The sequence below is a fragment of the Pedobacter sp. BAL39 genome (genome assembly GCF_000170795.1).
Lineage (GTDB): Bacteria > Bacteroidota > Bacteroidia > Sphingobacteriales > Sphingobacteriaceae > Pedobacter.
Map to the genome: position 1 here is coordinate 39,325 of NZ_ABCM01000022.1, position 19,761 is coordinate 59,085.

Annotated in this window: 18 protein-coding genes, 1 pseudogene and 1 riboswitch; of the genes and pseudogenes, 13 read left to right on the top strand and 6 right to left on the bottom strand. The window is 44.6% G+C overall.

What is annotated here, in order from left to right; genetic code table 11:
- Positions 1-261: 261 nt before the first annotated feature.
- Positions 262-2,745: a M14 metallopeptidase family protein gene (locus PBAL39_RS21130; RefSeq protein WP_232282990.1), complete on the bottom strand. Its 2,484-nt coding sequence runs from the start codon at positions 2,743-2,745 to the stop codon at positions 262-264.
- Between the two features lie 89 nt (positions 2,746-2,834).
- Here PBAL39_RS21130 and murF point away from each other — a divergent pair, with 89 nt between their 5' ends.
- Positions 2,835-4,136 carry a UDP-N-acetylmuramoyl-tripeptide--D-alanyl-D-alanine ligase gene (gene murF, locus PBAL39_RS21135; RefSeq protein ID WP_008245438.1) on the top strand — a complete coding sequence of 434 codons (1,302 nt, stop codon included), beginning with the start codon at positions 2,835-2,837 and terminating at the stop codon, positions 4,134-4,136.
- On the opposite strand, the gene PBAL39_RS21140 is transcribed toward murF, so the two are convergent.
- The 3 genes from PBAL39_RS21140 to PBAL39_RS21150 are packed head-to-tail and all read right to left on the bottom strand — an operon-like array spanning position 4,119 to position 7,304.
- On the bottom strand, positions 4,119-4,598 hold the full coding sequence (locus PBAL39_RS21140) for a gliding motility lipoprotein GldH (RefSeq protein ID WP_008245439.1): 480 nt from the start codon (positions 4,596-4,598) through the stop codon (positions 4,119-4,121). The genes murF and PBAL39_RS21140 overlap by 18 nt on opposite strands.
- Positions 4,591-6,153 (bottom strand): regulatory iron-sulfur-containing complex subunit RicT, encoded by a 1,563-nt coding sequence (gene ricT, locus PBAL39_RS21145; RefSeq protein WP_039867349.1) that lies wholly within the window; start codon positions 6,151-6,153, stop codon positions 4,591-4,593. Before ricT ends, PBAL39_RS21140 begins: the two co-directional genes overlap by 8 nt.
- Before the next feature lie 2 nt (positions 6,154-6,155).
- Complete coding sequence (locus PBAL39_RS21150; RefSeq protein WP_008245441.1) at positions 6,156-7,304, bottom strand: ATP-binding protein; 1,149 nt, start codon at positions 7,302-7,304, stop codon at positions 6,156-6,158.
- Between the two features lie 50 nt (positions 7,305-7,354).
- Here PBAL39_RS21150 and ruvX point away from each other — a divergent pair, with 50 nt between their 5' ends.
- The 8 genes and pseudogenes from ruvX to PBAL39_RS21190 form a co-directional block, all read left to right on the top strand.
- Complete coding sequence (ruvX, locus tag PBAL39_RS21155) at positions 7,355-7,771, top strand: Holliday junction resolvase RuvX (RefSeq protein WP_008245442.1); 417 nt, start codon at positions 7,355-7,357, stop codon at positions 7,769-7,771.
- Between the two features lie 15 nt (positions 7,772-7,786).
- Entirely contained in the window at positions 7,787-8,422 is a 636-nt protein-coding gene (locus PBAL39_RS21160) for an O-methyltransferase (RefSeq protein ID WP_008245443.1), read from the top strand.
- 2 nt (positions 8,423-8,424) lie between these two features.
- A complete protein-coding gene (locus PBAL39_RS21165; RefSeq protein ID WP_039867350.1) occupies positions 8,425-9,099 on the top strand; it encodes a glucosaminidase domain-containing protein in 675 nt (224 codons plus the stop codon).
- Positions 9,099-10,019: a glucosaminidase domain-containing protein gene (locus PBAL39_RS21170; RefSeq protein WP_008245445.1), complete on the top strand. Its 921-nt coding sequence runs from the start codon at positions 9,099-9,101 to the stop codon at positions 10,017-10,019. Before PBAL39_RS21165 ends, PBAL39_RS21170 begins: the two co-directional genes overlap by 1 nt.
- 48 nt (positions 10,020-10,067) lie before the next feature.
- Positions 10,068-10,820 (top strand): hypothetical protein, encoded by a 753-nt coding sequence (locus PBAL39_RS21175; protein WP_008245446.1) that lies wholly within the window; start codon positions 10,068-10,070, stop codon positions 10,818-10,820.
- Positions 10,821-10,883: 63 nt separating this feature from the next.
- The gene (locus PBAL39_RS21180; RefSeq protein WP_008245447.1) at positions 10,884-11,933 is read left to right on the top strand and encodes a DUF3078 domain-containing protein; all 1,050 of its coding nucleotides are present in this window, start codon (positions 10,884-10,886) and stop codon (positions 11,931-11,933) included.
- 84 nt (positions 11,934-12,017) lie between these two features.
- On the top strand, positions 12,018-13,358 hold the full coding sequence (gene ffh, locus PBAL39_RS21185; protein WP_008245448.1) for a signal recognition particle protein: 1,341 nt from the start codon (positions 12,018-12,020) through the stop codon (positions 13,356-13,358).
- Between the two features lie 131 nt (positions 13,359-13,489).
- Positions 13,490-14,569, top strand: a pseudogene (locus PBAL39_RS21190) (YifB family Mg chelatase-like AAA ATPase); the annotation flags it as partial.
- A 338-nt stretch (positions 14,570-14,907) separates the two neighbouring features.
- Here PBAL39_RS21190 and PBAL39_RS25945 read toward each other — a convergent pair.
- Entirely contained in the window at positions 14,908-15,246 is a 339-nt protein-coding gene (locus PBAL39_RS25945) for a four-helix bundle copper-binding protein (protein WP_008245450.1), read from the bottom strand.
- 227 nt (positions 15,247-15,473) lie between these two features.
- Positions 15,474-15,542: riboswitch (Fluoride riboswitch) on the top strand.
- Between the two features lie 42 nt (positions 15,543-15,584).
- Between PBAL39_RS25945 and PBAL39_RS21195 the strand changes: the two genes are divergently transcribed.
- Genes PBAL39_RS21195 through PBAL39_RS21210 form a run of 4 tightly spaced genes read left to right on the top strand, consistent with a single transcriptional unit; the run spans position 15,585 to position 19,196 of the window.
- Positions 15,585-16,112 (top strand): hypothetical protein, encoded by a 528-nt coding sequence (locus tag PBAL39_RS21195; protein WP_157274149.1) that lies wholly within the window; start codon positions 15,585-15,587, stop codon positions 16,110-16,112.
- Between the two features lie 20 nt (positions 16,113-16,132).
- Positions 16,133-16,546 carry an EamA family transporter gene (locus PBAL39_RS21200; protein ID WP_008245453.1) on the top strand — a complete coding sequence of 138 codons (414 nt, stop codon included), beginning with the start codon at positions 16,133-16,135 and terminating at the stop codon, positions 16,544-16,546.
- Between the two features lie 58 nt (positions 16,547-16,604).
- Positions 16,605-17,885: a phosphopyruvate hydratase gene (gene eno, locus PBAL39_RS21205; RefSeq protein ID WP_008245454.1), complete on the top strand. Its 1,281-nt coding sequence runs from the start codon at positions 16,605-16,607 to the stop codon at positions 17,883-17,885.
- A gap of 18 nt (positions 17,886-17,903) precedes the next feature.
- Positions 17,904-19,196, top strand: a complete 1,293-nt coding sequence (locus tag PBAL39_RS21210; RefSeq protein WP_008245455.1) for a voltage-gated chloride channel family protein — start codon at positions 17,904-17,906, stop codon at positions 19,194-19,196.
- A gap of 160 nt (positions 19,197-19,356) precedes the next feature.
- Here PBAL39_RS21210 and PBAL39_RS21215 read toward each other — a convergent pair whose 3' ends face one another.
- Positions 19,357-19,746 (bottom strand): YidH family protein, encoded by a 390-nt coding sequence (locus PBAL39_RS21215; RefSeq protein WP_008245456.1) that lies wholly within the window; start codon positions 19,744-19,746, stop codon positions 19,357-19,359.
- Positions 19,747-19,761 lie beyond the last annotated feature (15 nt).

Here is a 19,761-nt window from a genome sequence, read left to right on the forward strand (position 1 = left end):
CATCTAAATTAACTTCTTAGACAATTAGATGACATTACGTCCGACAGCAATAGTTCACTAAAAACGTTAAAAAAACCAAAAAAAGGAAATTATATTCCTTAATTTAATAAAAAACAGACTTTTATATCGAAAAAAACCAAAAATTTAAACAGTGTAAAATAAATGATAGATATCATGCAAACTACCTAAATCTAACACAATAAGTTAAGGACTATTATTGTAATATAAAGAAACCGATTTGAATTATTGAAATATTAATGGTTAATTAACAAGAAACAACGCATTGACAAACAGTTGTTTACCACTTTCCCAAAAACTCCTGAAAAGCACGTCTGTCCCCAGATATACTGCAGCTCCACGACCGATATTTTGCACACCAATCAACATTCCGTTGTCCAGCTTCCGAATGACCTGCTTGCCAGCAATACCAGACATGTAACTGTCGTTCTTCAGCACCCCTACGTTCCATCCTTTTACCAACGGCTCAAAAATCCGGTCGTCTGTTTTAAGTGCATAATAGTAATCACCAATACCGGCAGCAAGAGGATGACTACGGTCCATATAAACTTTAAATATTGCACCAGGAATGGCTTCAGACAAATTATCCTGGTTTCTGCTGCTGTATGTCAGCGTTGCTCCTTTATCTTCAGGTTTTAACAGCTCCTTCTTTTTAATCGCAAAGGGCTTGCTTTCATTCACATTGGCGATGGCATCTTCAAACAGGATCACCTTGCCACCCAGGTTCAACCAGCTTTCCAACTTGCCTGCCATATCCGATCCATACGAACCGTCAGGAACAATCAGGACATTGACCTTATTGATGTCCAGATTCCCCATATTATAACTGGAAATAATGCTTACCGGATATTTCAACACTTGCTCCATAAAATGCCAGATTTCTCCCGAGCTCTGCGTAGAGCTGCCCTCCGCCATCACCATGGCGACTTTTGGCGCCTTCAGCAGTTGATATGCCGAAGAGCCAAAATCTTTACCTTTATCAACAAAGCCACTTGCTGCAGGAAAAAAAGACATTTTTAACCGCTGCTCAATGGCCTGTAACTTGGTGCTCAGACTTTTCAGCTGCTTTTCATTCTCCAACCGGTACACCAGGAGTGTTCCTGCAGGAAAAAACTTACCTCCCGAACTGAAAGCCTCACCTGCAATCCGAACCTTGATTTGCTCACGCTGCAAGGCGATCAGCACCTGTGCATCTTCGATGTCATCCCAGGGAAAAATCCAGGCATATGGTTTCGCCACAATAGGCACTGTTGCCGTCTGCTGCTGAATATCGTTGTACTTCCCTTTAATTGCATCCGTCACGGCATAAGCCTTCAGGCCGTAAACATAAGGAAGCGCCCAGGCCGTAATGTCATAAGTATTGGAATCACTCACCGAGGTTTGTGGTTCCAGTAATACATTTGCCAGCACCGACCTTGGTTGCTGAAAACTGATGACCATGTCGTTACGCTCAACTTTAAAAGACTCGGTCTTACGTGTCTCGTAATTATAACCGCTCAATCCCCTGTCCATGCCAAAAGCATATTTTATGTGATTCTTGTCCATTAGCTCCCTGAGTTTCTTCATCCTGCCGGCATGCTGAGCCTTGATCACCACCCCTTTATAGGTACCAGGAGCGGTAGCAGCAGAGCGCTCAAAGTAAAGACGGAACTCATCCACCAGTTTACCGCCATGCTCCGATACCGCCTCCAGCGTGGCCATACCACTGGTAAAATGATGTGCAATCCGGTCTTTTAAGGTCAGCGTATCACCACTGAGCGTAACTACCGACAAACCGGCACCAATCCCACCTTGCTCATAAGTCATCCCAATCGCACCATTATATAAAGGATAGGTATCCCCGTAGGAGGGATAAAGCAGGTCAAACTGCTCCTTTGTGAAATACTGCCAGCCCTGCTCATCGAAATATTTTGCGTTATTCTTACCTACAGTCACCTGAAAGCTGCGCTGCCAGTCGGTAATATCCTGATGTACAGGTTCTGCTGCAGGAGCAAAGTAATAAGGATCATTATAACTCTGCTCATGGAAATCCACATGTACTTCAGGCATCCATTCATGGTACAATTCCAGGCGCTGTTGTGTTTCCAGCTGCGTCTGCCAGGCCCAGTCGCGGTTCAGGTCAAAATAATAATGATTGGAACGCCCTCCCGGCCAGGGCTCTATATGTTCTCTGGCCATCGGATCGGGGTTGGGCACCGCACCCATCACCGATCTGAAATAATTCACATAACGTTCCCGTCCATCAGGGTTCAGACAGGGATCCAGGATTACTACTGTATTTTTCAACCATTGCTGTACGCCTGTAGCCTTACCGGCTGCCAACGTATATAACATCTTCATTGCCGTTTCTGTAGAGCTGGCTTCATTGCCATGAACGTTATAGCTCAGCCATAAAATCGCTGGTTGGTTGGTCAGCTTCATCTCCGGCCCTTCTGCAAGACTCAACTTTAGGTTGTTCTGGCGGATTTGCTCCAGACGGTCCAGGTTTTCTACCGCGGTAACAATGGCCACCTTCAGCTCACGCCCTTCATAAGTTGTCCCGTAGCTGACCAGCTTTACATTTTTTGTATTGTCTGCAACATGTCTGAGGTAACCGGTTACATCTGAATGAGCTGTAAATCTGGTGCCCAATTCATATCCAAGGAACTCGTCCGGAGACTTCAACTGTCCCATAACCATTCCTGTACTGATCATTAAAAATAAAACAGAACACCAAATACTCTTCATATCGCGAAAATTAGACTCCAAAATACTAAAGAATATTTTTTGTTTCTCTTTCATAGTGTAATTTTACCATATCTTTTATCATAAACTATATGTCAGCCACCAACTTCCTGTATCAGCATTACCTAAATCACCGCACTGTATGTACAGATACAAGGGCCATCAGCAAAGACTGTCTCTTTTTTGCGCTGCGTGGAGATAAATTCAATGCCAATGAATTTGCTGCACAGGCATTGAAAGAAGGCGCTGCATATGCCATTATTGATGATCAGCAGTACCATACCGACGAGCGTTGCATCCTCGTTCCTGATGTGCTGACTGCATTGCAGGACTTGGCCCGTAGCCACCGTATCGAGCTCCGCATTCCCGTAATCGGACTCACAGGAAGCAACGGCAAAACAACAACCAAGGAGCTCATCAAAGCAATACTCTCCGAAAAATACCGGACTTTCGCGACCAGCGGAAACCTCAACAACCACATTGGCGTCCCGCTGTCGATCCTCTCCATTACCGATGATATAGAAATTGCTGTAATAGAAATGGGCGCGAACCATCAGAAAGAAATAGAGCTGCTTTGCAGCATTGCGCTACCTGAATACGGGCTCATTACAAACGTAGGAATGGCGCACCTCGACGGATTTGGCGGCTTTGAAGGTGTGAAAAAAGGAAAGGCTGAGCTTTATGCCCACCTGAAGCAACAGCAGGGAAAAGCATTCATCAACAACGATAATCCATACCTGCTGGAAATGGCCCATACAGCACAGCTCTCAGACATCGTTTATTACGGATCAGAACGCAGCAATACAATTTCTGGAGCACTTAACAGCACAGACCCTTTTCTGGAGCTCTCCTGGCAAAAACAAGGATCAGAATTTTCCGTCGGCACCCAGCTTACAGGAGCTTATAACTTTGAAAATATCCTTGCAGCAATCTGTATAGGAGATTTCTTTTCGCTTACTCCTGAACAGATTAACAAAGGACTTTCCGGTTATGCACCACAAAACAACCGCTCGCAGCTCACTAAAACGGAACATAACACCGTTATCTGCGATTTCTACAATGCAAACCCCAGTAGCATGAACGCTGCTCTAAAAAATATGGACAGCCTTCATGCTGCAAACAAAGTGGTCATCATTGGGGATATGTTTGAACTTGGCAGCGAATCAGCTGAACAGCACCTGCAAATCATCCTGCAAGCTACCAACATGACATTAGATACACTCATTTTTATAGGGAAAAACTTCCATCAGGCCGGAATGGGGCATTCGGGACATTATTTTGAAAGCCCTGCCGACGCCGCCGTTTACCTGCAGCAGCAGCCTGTAAAAGACAGCCTTATCCTCCTGAAAGGATCAAGAGGCATGGCACTGGAACAACTACTCCCCCAGCTTTGACACCTTAATTCCGGCATCACTGATCTCTTTCAGCGGATTGTTGCGCATATTCTGCTCTACCTCCAGCTCATAGTGTCCGGCGGCAGGAAACTGGTAGTTCTTCAGCATGCTGAATGTGTAGGTATAAAGGTTGCCGGAGCCTGACCCGGTCCATTTACCGTCAGGCTCAGCCAGCTTAAACTCAAACCTGCGTGTTTCCTTTTTTTTTCCCGCTGTCTTCAGGTGAAGCAGCACAAAAATATTAGAGTATTTATAATCTGCAGTATGGCGTAGCTTGAAGTCTACCTGATACCGCTTGGAAGGATCAGTAATTTCCAACACCGCTTTCACCTTATTGGCATAACTCCAATTCCGGGAAGGCATGGCCAGATTATTATCGACAACAGTATTCGCATCACAGCCACCCAGCATTAGTACCAGCAAACAACCCGCAACCCATATATAAGATTTGATATTATTCATCTTTAGGCTTATCCGTTGGTTTCTTTCTACGGTTCCTGTTTCTGTTATTTCTGTTTCCTGACGGAGCACCTTCTTTAGCTACTCCTGGTTGTACTTGCCCGGCAGCGCCATCACCACCAGCAGGAGTTGCTCCCTGCGGTTTATTAACTGGTTTAGGCTTAGGCTGCTGGTTGCCCTGGCCCTTAGCCTGCTGCTCACGGTTCCTGTTGTTTTCAGGCCTGCTTCCTTCAGAACGGTTCTGCTGCTCAGGTCTTGCGGCACCCTCAGGCCGGCTTTTACCCTGTCCACCTTGCTTCTGACCTCTGTCATTACGATTACCGGAATTTGCCTTTTGCTCCGGATTGCGGTTGCCGCCGTTGCGCTGCTCAGCACGATCATTGCGTTCGCTACGCTCTCCACGTTCTCCGCGATCAGCTCCCTTATTGCGGTTATTTCTGTTTCCTTTGTTTTTAGGCTTATCATCGAGACGCGTCAGACTGTCCTGCCCCACTACATTCTCATAATCGTGTACCTTCTCTACCACTGCAGCATGAACGAGCTCCACAGCCTCCTCTTTCAGGTTGCTAGGTTTAAGCCCTTTTTTGTTCATTGCCATGATCTCTTTCACACGATCCACTTTCAGCGGAATCCAGTCCTCCATATTTGGGTAGGCGAACCACATCAGTTTTTTAAAGATGTCTGTTTTCTGATGACGAGCCACACCAATTTCTGTCTGCAGATTGTCTACACGATCAGGAATATCCTTCAGTGCATCAAGATAAGTATCCAGCTCATAGTTCAGGCAGCATTTCAGCTTTCCACACTGACCGGCAAGCTTAAGCGTATTTAAAGATAAGTTTTGATACCTTGCCGCCGCAGTAGAAACCGTTTTAAAGTTTGTCAGCCAGGTAGAACAGCAAAGCTCACGCCCGCAGGAACCGATACCGCCAAGACGACCAGCCTCCTGACGCATCCCGATCTGACGCATCTCAATCCTGATGCGGAAAGTCTCCGCCATTTTCTTGATCAGCTCGCGGAAATCCACACGCCCTTCAGCAGTATAGAAAAAGGTAGCCTTTGTCTTGTCACCCTGATAATCCACGTCACTGATTTTCATCGACAGGCGCAGGTCCAGTGCAAGTGTACGCGCTTTATGCATCGTCTCCCACTCCAGTCCCTTTGCAATCTTCCACTTCTCTACATCAGCTTCAGTTGCTTTTCGGTAAATCTTACGTGTGACCTGATCAATAGGGGTCTTGCGGCGTTTCATCTGCATGCGCACCAGCTCCCCAGTTAAGGAAACGTGCCCAACATCATAACCACCTGTAGGACCTTCCACTGAAACCAGCTCGCCAATCTCCAGGTAAATATTGTCATTATTTAGAAAGAACTCTTTCCTGGCACCTTTAAACTTAACTTCTACTACTTGAAAAGGTATATAATTTGAAGGCATATCCAAATTCGACAGCCAATCGTAAACTTCTAATTTCTGGCATCCTCCAGTAAGGCATGAGCCATTACTTTTGCAGCCCGAGGGGGCACAACCGCCTCCTGTAGAACAACTTCCACATCCCATATTTAATTGTATATATGTTGAGTCCCTTGCGGGAACGTTTTAAACTTAATAATTTTTACCAATTGTAAAGATACATCTAAAAACAGAATTTTCGGGTTTGCATTTCTTTCAATGTGGTAATGTGCACGTTCAAGTTCATGAATTATGGCCTCAGCCATGCCCAGATCAAGCACATGGGCACTTAACTTTTTCGCCGTATCCAGACTCCTGCCCGGCAATTTCACCAATGTTTCGGCTCCACTCAGCAACAGGCTGCACTCCCTCAGAAAATTAATGCCATACTTCAAAAAATTTTTCTGGTTCTCCCTTCCCCAGCCGGCGGCAAGGTCAGTGAAGGCCGTCAGATCTAACACCCGGTTCCCATACCCCATGCGCAGCCATTCCGAAAACTTATCTGCATGCTCATTGTGCGTATTGGCCACTAACTGCTTGGCTTCAATCAGGTTGCCATCGGCAAGAAAACTACACTCCGTTGCTTGTTGCTCGCCAAGACCATGACGTTCCACAAGGTACCCCTCAATGGTAGCATCGGAAAGTTTAGGGATCTTGACAATCTGCGTTCTTGATAACAATGTCGACAGAATCTGCTCCTGGTTATTCGCAACAAGAATAAACAAGGTATTCTTTGGTGGCTCTTCAATAATTTTCAACAGGGAGTTCCCTTCTTTATCCAGATATTCCGGCAGCCACATGATCAACACTTTGGTCTCCGCCTCGAAAGCTTTGAAACTTAATTTTTTTATAATATCATGACATTCCGCGATATTGATATTGGCCTGTTTGTTTTCCGCATTCAGGTTGGAGCGCCAGATATCCATGTCAAAATAGGGATCATTCATCAGCATACTTCTCCATTCATCCAGCACATCCACGGCCACACGTGCGTCTTTAGAAGCAAAAAAAGGATAGGAAAAATGAAGATCCGGATGGATGTAACGCTCATATTTCCTGCAGGATGAACACTCGCCGCAGCTATCACCGGTACGTTTGTCCAGGCAATTGATGTATTGCGCATAGGCAATCGCCAATGGTAAAGCGCCACTGCCCTCACTCGAAAGAAACAACTGGGCATGACTGACCCTATTCTCCGCAACTGTTTGCAGCAATTGTTCCTTAACTTCCTCCTGTCCGATGATGTCTTTAAACTGCATTTGGTGCAAAATAGCAATTTTTTAGCGTATTGATTTGCATATTTGCATTTATGCCTAGAATTCTAGCTTTTGATTACGGGACCAAGCGCGTCGGTATTGCCGTCACCGATCCCCTGCAAATTATAGCCACCGGCCTGGACAATGTCCACCCGAAAGACATCATCGAATACCTGAAGAAATACCTCCTGACGGAACAGGTTGAAGCTTTTGTGATCGGTGATCCAAAACAAATGGACGGTAGTCCTTCGGAATCGGCGCAGCATATCAAAGGTTTTGCCAGGACGCTAAAAAAGACCTTTCCTGACATTCCTCAGTTCTGGGTCGACGAGCGTTTTACCTCCAAGCTCGCCCATCAGACCATCCTGCAAAGTGGATTGAAAAAGCAGGACCGTAAGGACAAATCCAGAGTAGATACCATTGCAGCCACCATCATCCTGCAATATTTTATGGAACAACCCCGTTTATAGTCATACAAACAAATTATGAGCCTCATCAACGAAGAGATGCAGCAACTGCTGCTCAACTACTGCGAGCCTGAAAGCGAACTGTTAAAAAAAATAGACCGGGAAACCAACCTGAAAGTATTAATGCCACGCATGCTTTCCGGGCACTATCAGGGCAGGGTCCTGAGCATGCTGAGCAAGATGATCGGTCCAGGCAGGATTCTGGAAATCGGAACGTTCACCGGTTATGCCACACTCTGCCTGGCCGAAGGACTTACCGCGGATGGTCTGCTGTATACCCTCGACATCAACGAGGAGCTGGAAGAAATGGTACGCGGAAACTTCGCCCAATCTCCACTCGGACAGCAAATCAAATATATCCTCGGCAATGCCACCGAAACCATCGGTCAGCTGGATGAAACCTTCGACCTTGTTTTTATCGATGCAGACAAAAAGAACAATGGCACGTATTACGACCTGATCTTCGACCGCGTGCGCCCCGGCGGACTGATCATCGTTGACAACGTCCTCTGGAGCGGTAAAGTGCTGAACACCACCCAGGACAAAGACACAAAAAATATTACTACCTTCAACGACAAAATAGCAGCGGATGACCGCGTAGAAAAATTAATCCTGCCCGTAAGGGACGGGCTTTTTATCATTAGAAAAAAATAATTATGATTAAAAAACTACGGTTACTATGCCTTTTTACCATGCTCTCCATATTTACGGTTCAGGCACAAAGCACCTCAGAATACATTACCGAACACGCAGAACAGGCTCAGGAGCTCATGCGCGAACATAAAATCCCCGCCAGCATTATTCTGGCCGTTGCCATACACGAATCTGCAGCCGGGCAAAGTAAAATCGCCAGGTACCTCAACAACCACTTCGGGATCAAAGGTCCCAACACCAACACAGAAATCAGCTCTTCTTACCGGGATTATCCAACATCAGAAGATTCCTACATCCATTTTATCGATCTCCTGGAAAGTCGTACCGCTTTCAGCCCGCTGTTCGAGAAATACGATCAGTACGACTACCGCTCCTGGGCAAGGGGTATCCAGAGAGGTGGTTACGCACGCAGCCGCACCTGGGCAACACAAGTAGTCAACATCATCAAAAGATATGAACTGTTTCAGTATGATGAGAGGCCTGAAGATTATGTAGAACCGCCGGTACCGGTATATACCCACAAATCTACCAGACGCTCAGGCAGGTATTATACGGTTCGCTCCGGTGATAACCTGGGTGCCATCGCCAAACGAAACCATACCACCATAAAAACACTCATGACTAAAAACGGGTTGAAAAATTCAAGGCTTAAACCCGGACAGAAACTAAAACTCTAATGAATCACAAAGTACTCCTTCTCCTTGCCGCCACCGTCCTCTTCTTCAGCGCCTGTTCCTCCAGAAAATACAGCCGCAACAACAAACAAATTGAAAAAGCAGCAGGCAAGTCCAATCCAAATGCACGTTCCTATACTACGGTAAACTACATCGAAGCTTTCAAAGATGTAGCCATTGAAGAAATGAATGCCTTTGGGATTCCTGCTAGTATCACCCTTGCACAAGGTATCATCGAATCGGGCAGCGGCAATAGCAGCCTTGCAAAATATGCCAATAACCACTTCGGCATCAAGTGTACATCAGACTGGAGAGGCAAGGCTTATTATAAAGATGACGACAAGCAGAACGATTGTTTCCGGGTTTATAAAGATGCCAGAGAATCCTATAAAGACCACTCTGCTTTTTTAAGGAGAAAAAGATACAGTGCGTTGTTCGAGCTAGATAAAAATGATTACAAAAACTGGGCTTACGGACTCAAAAAGGCAGGTTACGCCACCAATCCCCAGTATCCCAACCTGCTGATCAACACCATAGAAAAATACCAGCTTTATCAGTACGACCAGTCGGAAACGGAAAGAGAAAAGCTGAAAAGAGAAGACAAGGTCTTCTCGGAGATCAACGCCAACATCCCTCAGGAAAAAAAGAAGTTTACACCTGTGCCCACGCCTCCTTCCAAAGAGGTTATTGTTGTAGACACGACCAAATCGGACACACCAAGGGTGGTATATATCCCCTCAGGTAAACCACCAGTAACATCGGAACAACCCCTTGCATCTGGCGACAGCTATATCGTTAAAAAAGGAGATACCCTATATAATCTTTCCAAACGTTTCAACATCAGTATTGATGACATCAAGCTGCTGAATAACCTCAATGAGGATGGCATTAAAATCGGGCAAAAACTGATCTTGGTTAAATAATGTTAATCTTTTATCGCTGCATTTTATATCTTGTAGCTTTGCTGGTCAATGAAGTATTTAGGAGTATTCTTGTTTTTTTATATCCATTCCCTGGGCGCCATCGCACAAACTACTACTGTGCAGGGTTTTGTGGTCGACAAAGATTCGAAGCAGCGGCTGGCGAGGGTATACATCTACAATGGCAGCAGTGACGAGGGAATTTATAACAATCCTAAAGGCGAGTTTGCGATCAAAGCAGCTGTGGGTGACACCGTCTTTGCGGTGCTCCAGGGCTATGCGCTGGATACCTTGGTGATACATAACAGCAAAGCGGTATACTTCCAGCTCAAATCGCTGGGTATTGCCCTCAAAGAGGTGTCTATCACCGGAGCAAAACTCAGCCCGAGGGCACAACATGAACAATCGCTAAAAGAGTACAAATATGCGCTGGACAGGGGCAAGGCCAAAGACCTGCTCAACCTGGGCACAAACGGCGTAGGACTGGGCATTGATGCTATTTATAATCTGCTCAGTCGCGAGGGAAAAAATGCCAGGCACCTGCAGACCATCCTTGAACGGGATTACAAAGAGGCACTGATCGACTATCGCTTTAGACCGGATTATGTCAAGCGTGTGCTCCATATCGGCGACTATGAAGCGGCAGATTTCATGTCCCAGTACCGTCCGACCTATCAGTTTATTCTCAGCGCGTCAGACTATGCCATGATCGTTTACCTGAGGAACAGTTATGCCAGCTACAAAAGGAACCCCAATGCTTTCCGTCTGCCGGCACTGCCAAAAATTGAGGTGGAGGAATTCTAACCTTCAGTAAATTGTTTAACATTAAACTTTTAATAAGCAACAATTTTCTTTTTCTTTGTAAAGATGAAGATTTTTTATGCCAGCCTTTTATTAGTATCCGTACTGTCGTTTTCCTCCCTGCATGCGCAGGAAGTGGACACCGTCCCCATTAATACAAAGGGACTTGACATTAAACTTAAACGCAGTCCGCTGCCATCACGAACAGGCAACCTGCAGATTAAGCCAGTTGCAATCGTCCCAATTGTCATCGACGAAAAAGTCAATTACTGGAAAACCAGGACCAGCGTAGGCATCAACGTCAACCAGGCAACCTTCTCGAATAACTGGAAAGGTGGGGGAATCAACTCTCTTGCTGTAGGCGGCGTAGTCAACAATAAGGCCGAATATAGTAAAGAAGGTTATAGTTACACCAGTGAGGTCATCCTGGAATATGGAAAGATCAATAATAAGGACCAGCTGCAAAAGAAAACCAGGGACAGGATTTTCTGGGATAATAAGGCAGCCCTGCAACTTTCCAAAAACTGGTACTTCTTCGGATCTGTCAACTTTGAATCACAGTTTGACAGGGGATTCAACTATTACAGGGACGGACAAAACATTGAACAACAATCGCTGATCTCCAAATTCATGTCTCCTGGTTACCTCACTGAATCTATCGGTTTTGAGTATAAGCCCAATGGTTATTTCTCGACGCGTATCGGTACGGGTACGGCGAAACAAACCTTTGTATTGGGTACAGATGACCTCATTGCTGCTGACAGGGCACGTTTTGAAAAAACCAATCCAGGACAGGAATTTGTTCCACGTGCCGACTATTATGGTGTTCCTACTGATAAAAATTTCAAGAATGAGCTCGCTTTCCAGATCGTCAGCAACTTCGACAAACAGATCTTTACCAATGTGAACCTGAAAGCGCGTTATCAGATGTTTATTCCTTATGACAGGTCTCTGGTCAATATTGACCACCGTCTGGACGTAGAACTGCGCTCGCAATTAAACAGGCTCATGAATGTGACCGTCACTGGCGTCGGCTTATTTGATAAGGATTCAGACAATGAAATCCAGGGCAGCCAAACCCTCGCACTGGGTGTCACATTTGTCTTCCCACGCTAATACTTTATAAAATTTCTAATCGCATTCAGCCAAAATTGATAACTTTGGCTTTTACAAAAAATTGAACACTAAGCATTAAAGAAAATGTTTGAAAATTTACAGGATAAACTAGACCGTGCATTTAAAGTTCTGAAGGGACAAGGCAGCATTACCGAGATCAACGTGGCAGAAACCATGAAGGAGATCCGTAAAGCATTGCTCGATGCCGACGTAAATTATAAAACAGCAAAGAGCTTCACTGATGATGTGAAAGAAAAGGCCCTGGGCCTGAACGTGCTTACTGCTGTTTCTCCTGGTCAGTTGCTTACCAAAGTCATGAATGATGAGCTTACAGCGCTCATGGGTGGTGAAGTAACTGAAATAGACTTAAAGAATAATCCTACCATCATATTGATCGCCGGACTGAACGGTGCGGGTAAAACGACCTTCACAGGAAAGCTGGCCAATTACCTCAAAAGTAAAGGCAAAAAACCTTTGCTGGTAGCTGGTGACGTATACCGCCCTGCAGCGGTCGACCAACTGCAGATCCTTGGTGAGCAAATTGGCGTTCCTGTTTATGCGAATATCGAATCTAAAGATCCTGTAGGTATTGCACTGGAAGGTATTGCTGAAGGTAAAAAACAGCACAACAACGTCATCATTATCGATACCGCCGGTCGTCTGGCAATTGATGAGCAGATGATGGATGAAATCGCTGCTGTTAAAGAAAATACTAAACCGCACGAAATCCTGTTCGTTGTTGATGCCATGACCGGACAGGATGCGGTTAATACTGCAAAAGCATTCAACGACAGGTTAGACTTTACCGGTGTGGTCCTGACCAAACTGGATGGTGATACCCGCGGTGGTGCCGCCCTATCGATCAAGTCTGTCGTCAACAAACCGATCAAATTCATCGGTACGGGCGAGAAAATGGAAGCTCTGGATGTCTTCTATCCTGAAAGGATGGCCTCAAGAATCCTGGGTATGGGTGACGTGGTATCCCTTGTGGAACGTGCTCAACAACAGTTCGACGAGAAGGAAGCTGCTGAGCTCCAGAAGAAAATCCGCAAAAACAAGTTTGATTTCAACGACTTCTACAGCCAGATCCAGCAGATCAAGAAAATGGGTAACATGAAAGACCTCATGGGCATGATTCCTGGTGTCAGCAAAATGATGAAAAACGTAGAAATCGAAGATGATGCTTTTAAAAATGTAGAAGCCATCATCCAGTCGATGACTAAATACGAACGCGAAAACCCTGACAGCATTCAGCAGAGCCGACGTGCAAGGATTGCCAAGGGCTCCGGCAACAAGGTTGAAGATGTAACCAAACTCATCAAGCAGTTTGAAGATATGCGGAAGGTGATGAAACAATTCTCGAACCCTGCAGCAGCAGCGAAAATGATGAGAAACATGCCTAAGATGCCACAAGGAAAAATGTAATCCTCAAAATACCGATTATACGAAGCCAGAATTAACGTTCTGGCTTTTTTGTGCAGTCTGGTTTTTTTGCGATTTATATAACCATTTATTTTTCGCTTAGCTATAGATTCACCGGAATCACAAACGGAATTATGCTGGTAAAAACTTATGGAAGCGCTGTATTCGGCGTAAATGCACAGACCATCACGATTGAGGTCAGTATTGGCGGAGGCAATAAATATCACATTGTCGGCCTTCCCGACAATGCCATTAAGGAGAGCCTGAAAAGGGTGGAGAGCGCAATACAGTCCTGCGGACTAAAAATGCCCCGGCAGAAAATTGTGATCAACCTTGCTCCGGCTGACATCCGCAAGGAGGGTTCTTCTTACGACCTGGCGATTGCTATAGGGATTTTAGCCGCATCAGGACAAATAGAGAATGAAGAACTACAAGATTACCTCATTATGGGAGAACTGTCCTTAGACGGCGGATTACAGCCCATAAAAGGTGTATTGCCCATTGCTATAGAGGCAAAGAACGCAGGCTTCCGTGGTTTTCTGCTTCCGGCAGACAACTCAAGAGAGGCAGCCATCGTCGAAGACCTCCAGGTATATGGAATGCACAACCTGATTGAAGTCATTTCCTTTTTTAAAACCGAGGACAAACCAAGTCCCATAACCGTCAGCGCCAGGACGGAATTTTTCAGCAACATCAACAACTATGAGCAGGACTTTTCCGATGTTAAAGGCCAGGAAAATATTAAAAGAGCACTGGAGATAGCGGCGGCTGGTGGCCACAATGTGATCCTTATTGGTCCTCCGGGATCTGGAAAAACGATGCTCGCCAAAAGGCTTCCGAGCATACTGCCCCCACCCAGCCTTCAGGAAGCACTGGAAACGACAAAAATACATTCTGTAGCCGGCAAGCTCAACACCAGGGATGCGTTGATGACCGAACGCCCATTTCGATGTCCGCATCATACGATTTCAGACCTTGCACTTGTCGGCGGTGGCGCCAACCCGCAACCGGGGGAGATATCACTCGCCCATAACGGGGTTTTATTCCTGGATGAATTGCCGGAATTCAAACGTACCGCCCTTGAGGTAATGCGACAGCCGCTGGAAGACCGAAGTGTTACCATCTCGCGTGCCCGCATCAGTGTGGAGTACCCTGCCAGTTTCATGCTCATTGCTTCTATGAATCCATGTCGAAGTGGCTACCTTACGTTGCCTTGTTCACGAAGGGTTCTTTAATTGTGGTTATCCTGAGACAACAATTAACAGTGGTTGTTCTGTAATGCAAAATATCAAAAACTCATCATCAAAAACTAAAATTTCGATTTGAATAATGGAATGAGTTTATGATAATCACCTAAAAGAAAAAAGATATTCCAGAGTTCATGTGGATAGGTTTGATTTTTACATCGCACTGGTATTTAATCCAGTTTAATTATTGAGAAACGAGGGAATAATGAAAATAAAATGAATGGAATAAATTTGCCTATTTATAAAAATGAAAGGGCAACTAGAATGCTGCCCTTAATCAATTAATGCTCACGGTGATTGGCATCTTAAGCAGCTACTCCTGTCATTCTTCTGCATTCTTCCGCACAAGCCTTACAAGCATCTGCACATTCCTGACAATGCTGGGTATGATGATTACTACACTCATCTCCGCATTGCTGGCAAATATCTGCGCAAATACGGCAAATGTCTTGAGCAAAAGAGCTACCCATACTCATCAATTGAGCGGCAGAGTAGCAGATGGCTGCACATTGCATATCAAGCTCAATACACCGCGCCATCATTTTCACGTCTTCTTCCTGAGTGCATGAACTTGCACAATGATTGCAAATTGAAGCACACTTTAAGCATGCATCAATACAGTTTTTCCATTCATGGTATCCCATAACTTTAATTTTTTAGGGTTATAAAAAAAATTCCTATATAGATAACATGTTTATTTCCAGGCGGTTTCATTTTGTTTAAGAAAAGCTTTAATCCCGTGATATGATGCTTGTTTAAACGGTAGAAGAATAAGAAACTGGTTCTCGTATTCAAATAAGGAGGAATAGTGATAAATTAAATTCTCAACACCTACTTTAAGATTTTGCACATCATTTTATTAGTATTATATTTGCAATACGGAAATGGTGTCCTTCCGATTCAACCGCTTTTTTCAAAAGCTGATGGCGCCTACAATAGAAATTCCAGCAGGTAATAAAATCTGCCGGTCAAAGTATTGTAGGTGAAAAAATTAAAAATAAATTCTCAACTCTTATTGCTGGCAGCTATCTTAATTGCGCTTGTCTTACTTTGTCTGTCTGCCAAAGTGAGATCAGTGTTAGCAATGGTCCTGCCGGTTGAAACTGAATGGTTCTTGTGGATAAATCAGCACCATAATGCATTCTGGGATACGATCATGTACTGGGCCAGTGATAAGCGTTTTTGGCTTCCTTTTTATGCCTTCATTATTTATTGCCTCTTCCAGAATTTCTGCAAAAAAATTTGGCAGGTTCTTATTACCATTGCGCTACTAGTTGCTAGTGCAGATCAGATTGCTTCAGGACTGATTAAAAACACCGTTAAGCGTCTACGCCCTTCCCATGAACCGAATCTAACTACGATCATTCATTTAAGTAAAGCAGGTGCGGGTGGGATGTATGGATGGCCATCCGCTCTTTCATCACCTATCTTCAAAAGCATTCTTTCCGCTGGTTCGGCATTTGCCGGAGCAACGGTTCTTGTACTCATTTACTTTGGAATTATTCAATAACGGAAAATTAACATAAAACTATGTGGTGGATCTACGCGCTATTATCAGCTTTCTTTGCTTCCCTTACGGCCATCTTTGCAAAAGTCGGCGTAACCAATGTCAATTCTGATTTGGCTACTGCCATACGAACGGTGGTAATACTGATTGTAGCCTGGGGGATCGTAATGGCCAGAGGCGAACTTAAAGGAATTACGGAACTGTCAAAGCATAACCTGCTATTTCTTTTTTTATCTGGTCTTGCCACCGGCTTGTCCTGGATATTCTACTACAAGGCTTTGCAGATCGGGAAAGTGTCCCAGGTCGCCCCTGTTGATAAGTTGAGTGTTGCCCTAACTATTATACTTGCAATGGTGTTCCTGAAAGAAGCTCTTACCCTGAAAGTATTCTTTGGTGCCCTGCTGATCATTGGGGGAACACTGGTTTTGATCTTTTGAGAAACTCAATTATTTGTAAGCAACCGAAATACTAAAAATCAATATAAAACAAAAAACTATGAAATTAACTAAAATTCATGCCCGTGAAATTTTGGATTCCAGGGGCAATCCGACAGTAGAAGTAGAAGTCACTCTTAACGGAACAACAGCAAGGGGTATTTCTCCATCCGGGGCAAGTACGGGTGAAAAAGAAGCCGTAGAGCTTAGAGATGGTGATCCAGAGCGCTATAATGGTAAAGGCGTGGAAAAAGCAGTAAAAGGGATTAACGTCGAAGTCGGCAAATCAGTCACCGGCTTATCCTTTGAGGGTCAGCAGGCCTTCGATGATCATATAATTGGTCTGGATGGAACCGAGAATAAATCAAGGCTCGGCGCAAATGCGATGCTTGCGGCCTCAATCGCCTTCGCCCGGGCTTCGGCCGTTGCAAAAGGGATTCCCTTGTATAGGCAGCTAGTGGAAAGGGAAGGTTACGTAATGCCCGTACCGTGCATGAATGTCATTAATGGGGGAAGGCATTCTGATAACAACATCGATTTTCAGGAATTTATGATTGCCCCTCATAACGCCCCCTCGTTTAAGGAAAGTATCCGTATGGGCGAAGCTGTTTTTCATTCCCTGAGAAGTCTGCTAAAAGCGAAAGGCTATTATACCGGAGTTGGTGACGAAGGTGGGTTTGCGCCAAATCTGAGTTCTAATGAGGAAGCCGTCCAAATCATCATGGAAGCGATACATATTGCCGGTTTTGCTCCAGGCAAGGATATTTCCCTTTGTCTTGACCCAGCGACCAGCGAAATGTGGAATAATGGAAAATATGAATTTTATAAAAGTTCTAAAGAACGGATCACAACAGATGAAATGATTGGCTTTTGGGAAGGATGGTTAAAAGAGTACCCAATTATCCTGTTGGAAGACGGGTTGGGCGAAAACGATTGGGAGGGATGGAAAAAGCTGACCAGCCTTTTGGGAGACAAAGTGGAATTGGTTGGAGATGATATATTCTGCACCAACCCGAGTATTATCCAGCAGGGAATCGACCAGGGCATTGCAAACAGCGTACTGATTAAATTGAACCAGATCGGTACAGTTTCCGAAACGCTAAAGGCCGTAGAACTAGCCCAAAAAAACGGTTACAATTGCTTTATTTCTCACCGCAGTGGTGAAACTGAAGACACGACAATTGCGGATCTGGTTGTCGCTACCGGTGCGGGGCACATCAAAACAGGAAGTGGCTGCCGCTCTGAAAGGGTATCTAAATTTAACCAGTTGCTTCGGATAGAAGAAGAACTTGGTGATAGGGCATCATTTGCAGGAATCAATACTTTTTATAAAAAATTATAAATCAGCCGCTAACCTACAATGAAACATAATAAATTTTTATTTGAACACCTTTCGGTTTTTAAATATGCGGTTCGATGGACGCTGCTTATACTTCCTGTTGCCATTGCAATAGGAAGTATGGTTGCCTTGTTCCTTTGGCTGCTAGGCTGGGCCATTCACTTTCGCTTTCAGCATACCTGTCTCATTTTTCTGCTACCTTTAGCAGGTATTGTGATCCACCTGATTTATCAGTCAGTTGGTAGGTCCTCAGAAAAAGGAAATAACCTGATCATGGATGAAATCCATAGGCCGGGTGGTGGAGTGCCCAGGCAGATGGCGCCAGTAATCTTAATAACTACAGTGATTACCCATTTGTTTGGCGGATCGGCTGGAAGAGAGGGAACCGCGGTACAAATCGGAGGAAGCATCGCAGGAATGTTTAGCCGCTGGTTTAAGCTAAATGAGGTAGACACCAAGATGCTCCTTACCGCGGGAATTGCAGCCGGGTTTGGGGCGGTGTTCGGAACACCGCTCACCGGTGCCATATTTGCAATGGAAGTTCTGGCCATTGGAAGAATAGAGTACAAGGCTTTACTTCCCGCATTAATTGCCAGCGTGCTTGGTGATCTTACTGTCTCTGCCTGGGGCATCCATCATACCGCTTATCACATCGATCTCATAGAGAAAAGTGCCTACTTTCTATCTGAATACCTGCCGGTAAACCTACTCCTGCTTAGTAAGGTTATTCTAGCATCCACATTGTTTGGTCTGGCCAGCTACCTGTTTGCTGTAATGGTGCATGAGATCAAGGCCTTTTTTTCTAAAGTATGTAAGATCCAGTGGCTTATTCCTGTTATCGGTGGTCTGATTATTATAGGCTTGACTTACGCCATCGGGAAACCGGATTACTTAAGTTTGGGCGTGGATAGCGAATACCAAGGAGCCGTTACAATTCCCTCTGCTTTTCAGCCTGGTGGAGCAGATACTTGGAGCTGGTTATGGAAGACCATTTACACAACTTTAACATTAGGAACTGGATTTAAAGGTGGTGAGGTAACGCCTTTGTTTTATATTGGCGCAACATTAGGCAATGCACTTTCGACCTTATTAAATGCTCCAGTTAGTTTGTTTGCTGCCCTTGGATTTATTGCTGTTTTTGCTGGTGCAACGAATACACCCCTTGCCTGTACGATTATGGGTATAGAACTTTTTGGTAGTGAATACACCATGTTTTTTGCGGTAGCCTGTTTTACAGCCTATTTTTTCAGTGGCCATTCAGGTATATATTCTTCACAGCGTATTGCGGTACCCAAAATATTTACGGGAACATAAAATATTGACTTATCCTGTTCCTGTGGATTATCATAAAGAGGTGAAATTTTTATAAGATCCTTGACCAATGCAATCAGCAATTTATATCAAAAAACAACGCTATATCGACCGCTTTCCTTCCTCTCTTTTCTAAAGCATCAAGTACAGATGATTTAACTGCCTATGTTGTTTTAATAAGGTAGAGCAGTAAAAGTATACTAGCTATGAAAACTAAAGCGGTTAAAACTTTAACAAAAAGTGTTGAATGGTAATACACCCCCTGATTCAATTGTTCTTTCGTTGAATTATATCTTAAGTAAGAACAAATGATAGTAATTGCTCCCAGGGCAACTAGAAAAATCCCGATAATGCGGGAATCTCCGGTTTGGTGCAGGGGCACTTTACTCCCCAGTGCGGCACTGATCTGCTTGATAAATAGCGAGAATTTCATCACCACGAAGCCAAATCCCATGATACCAATACTGGTTCTGATCCAGGCCAAAAATGTTCTTTCATTAGCCAAATGGTCTCCTGCATGCTGTTTGGTGTTTTCCTGATCTTGAATTTTCATCTTGTTCTGTATCGG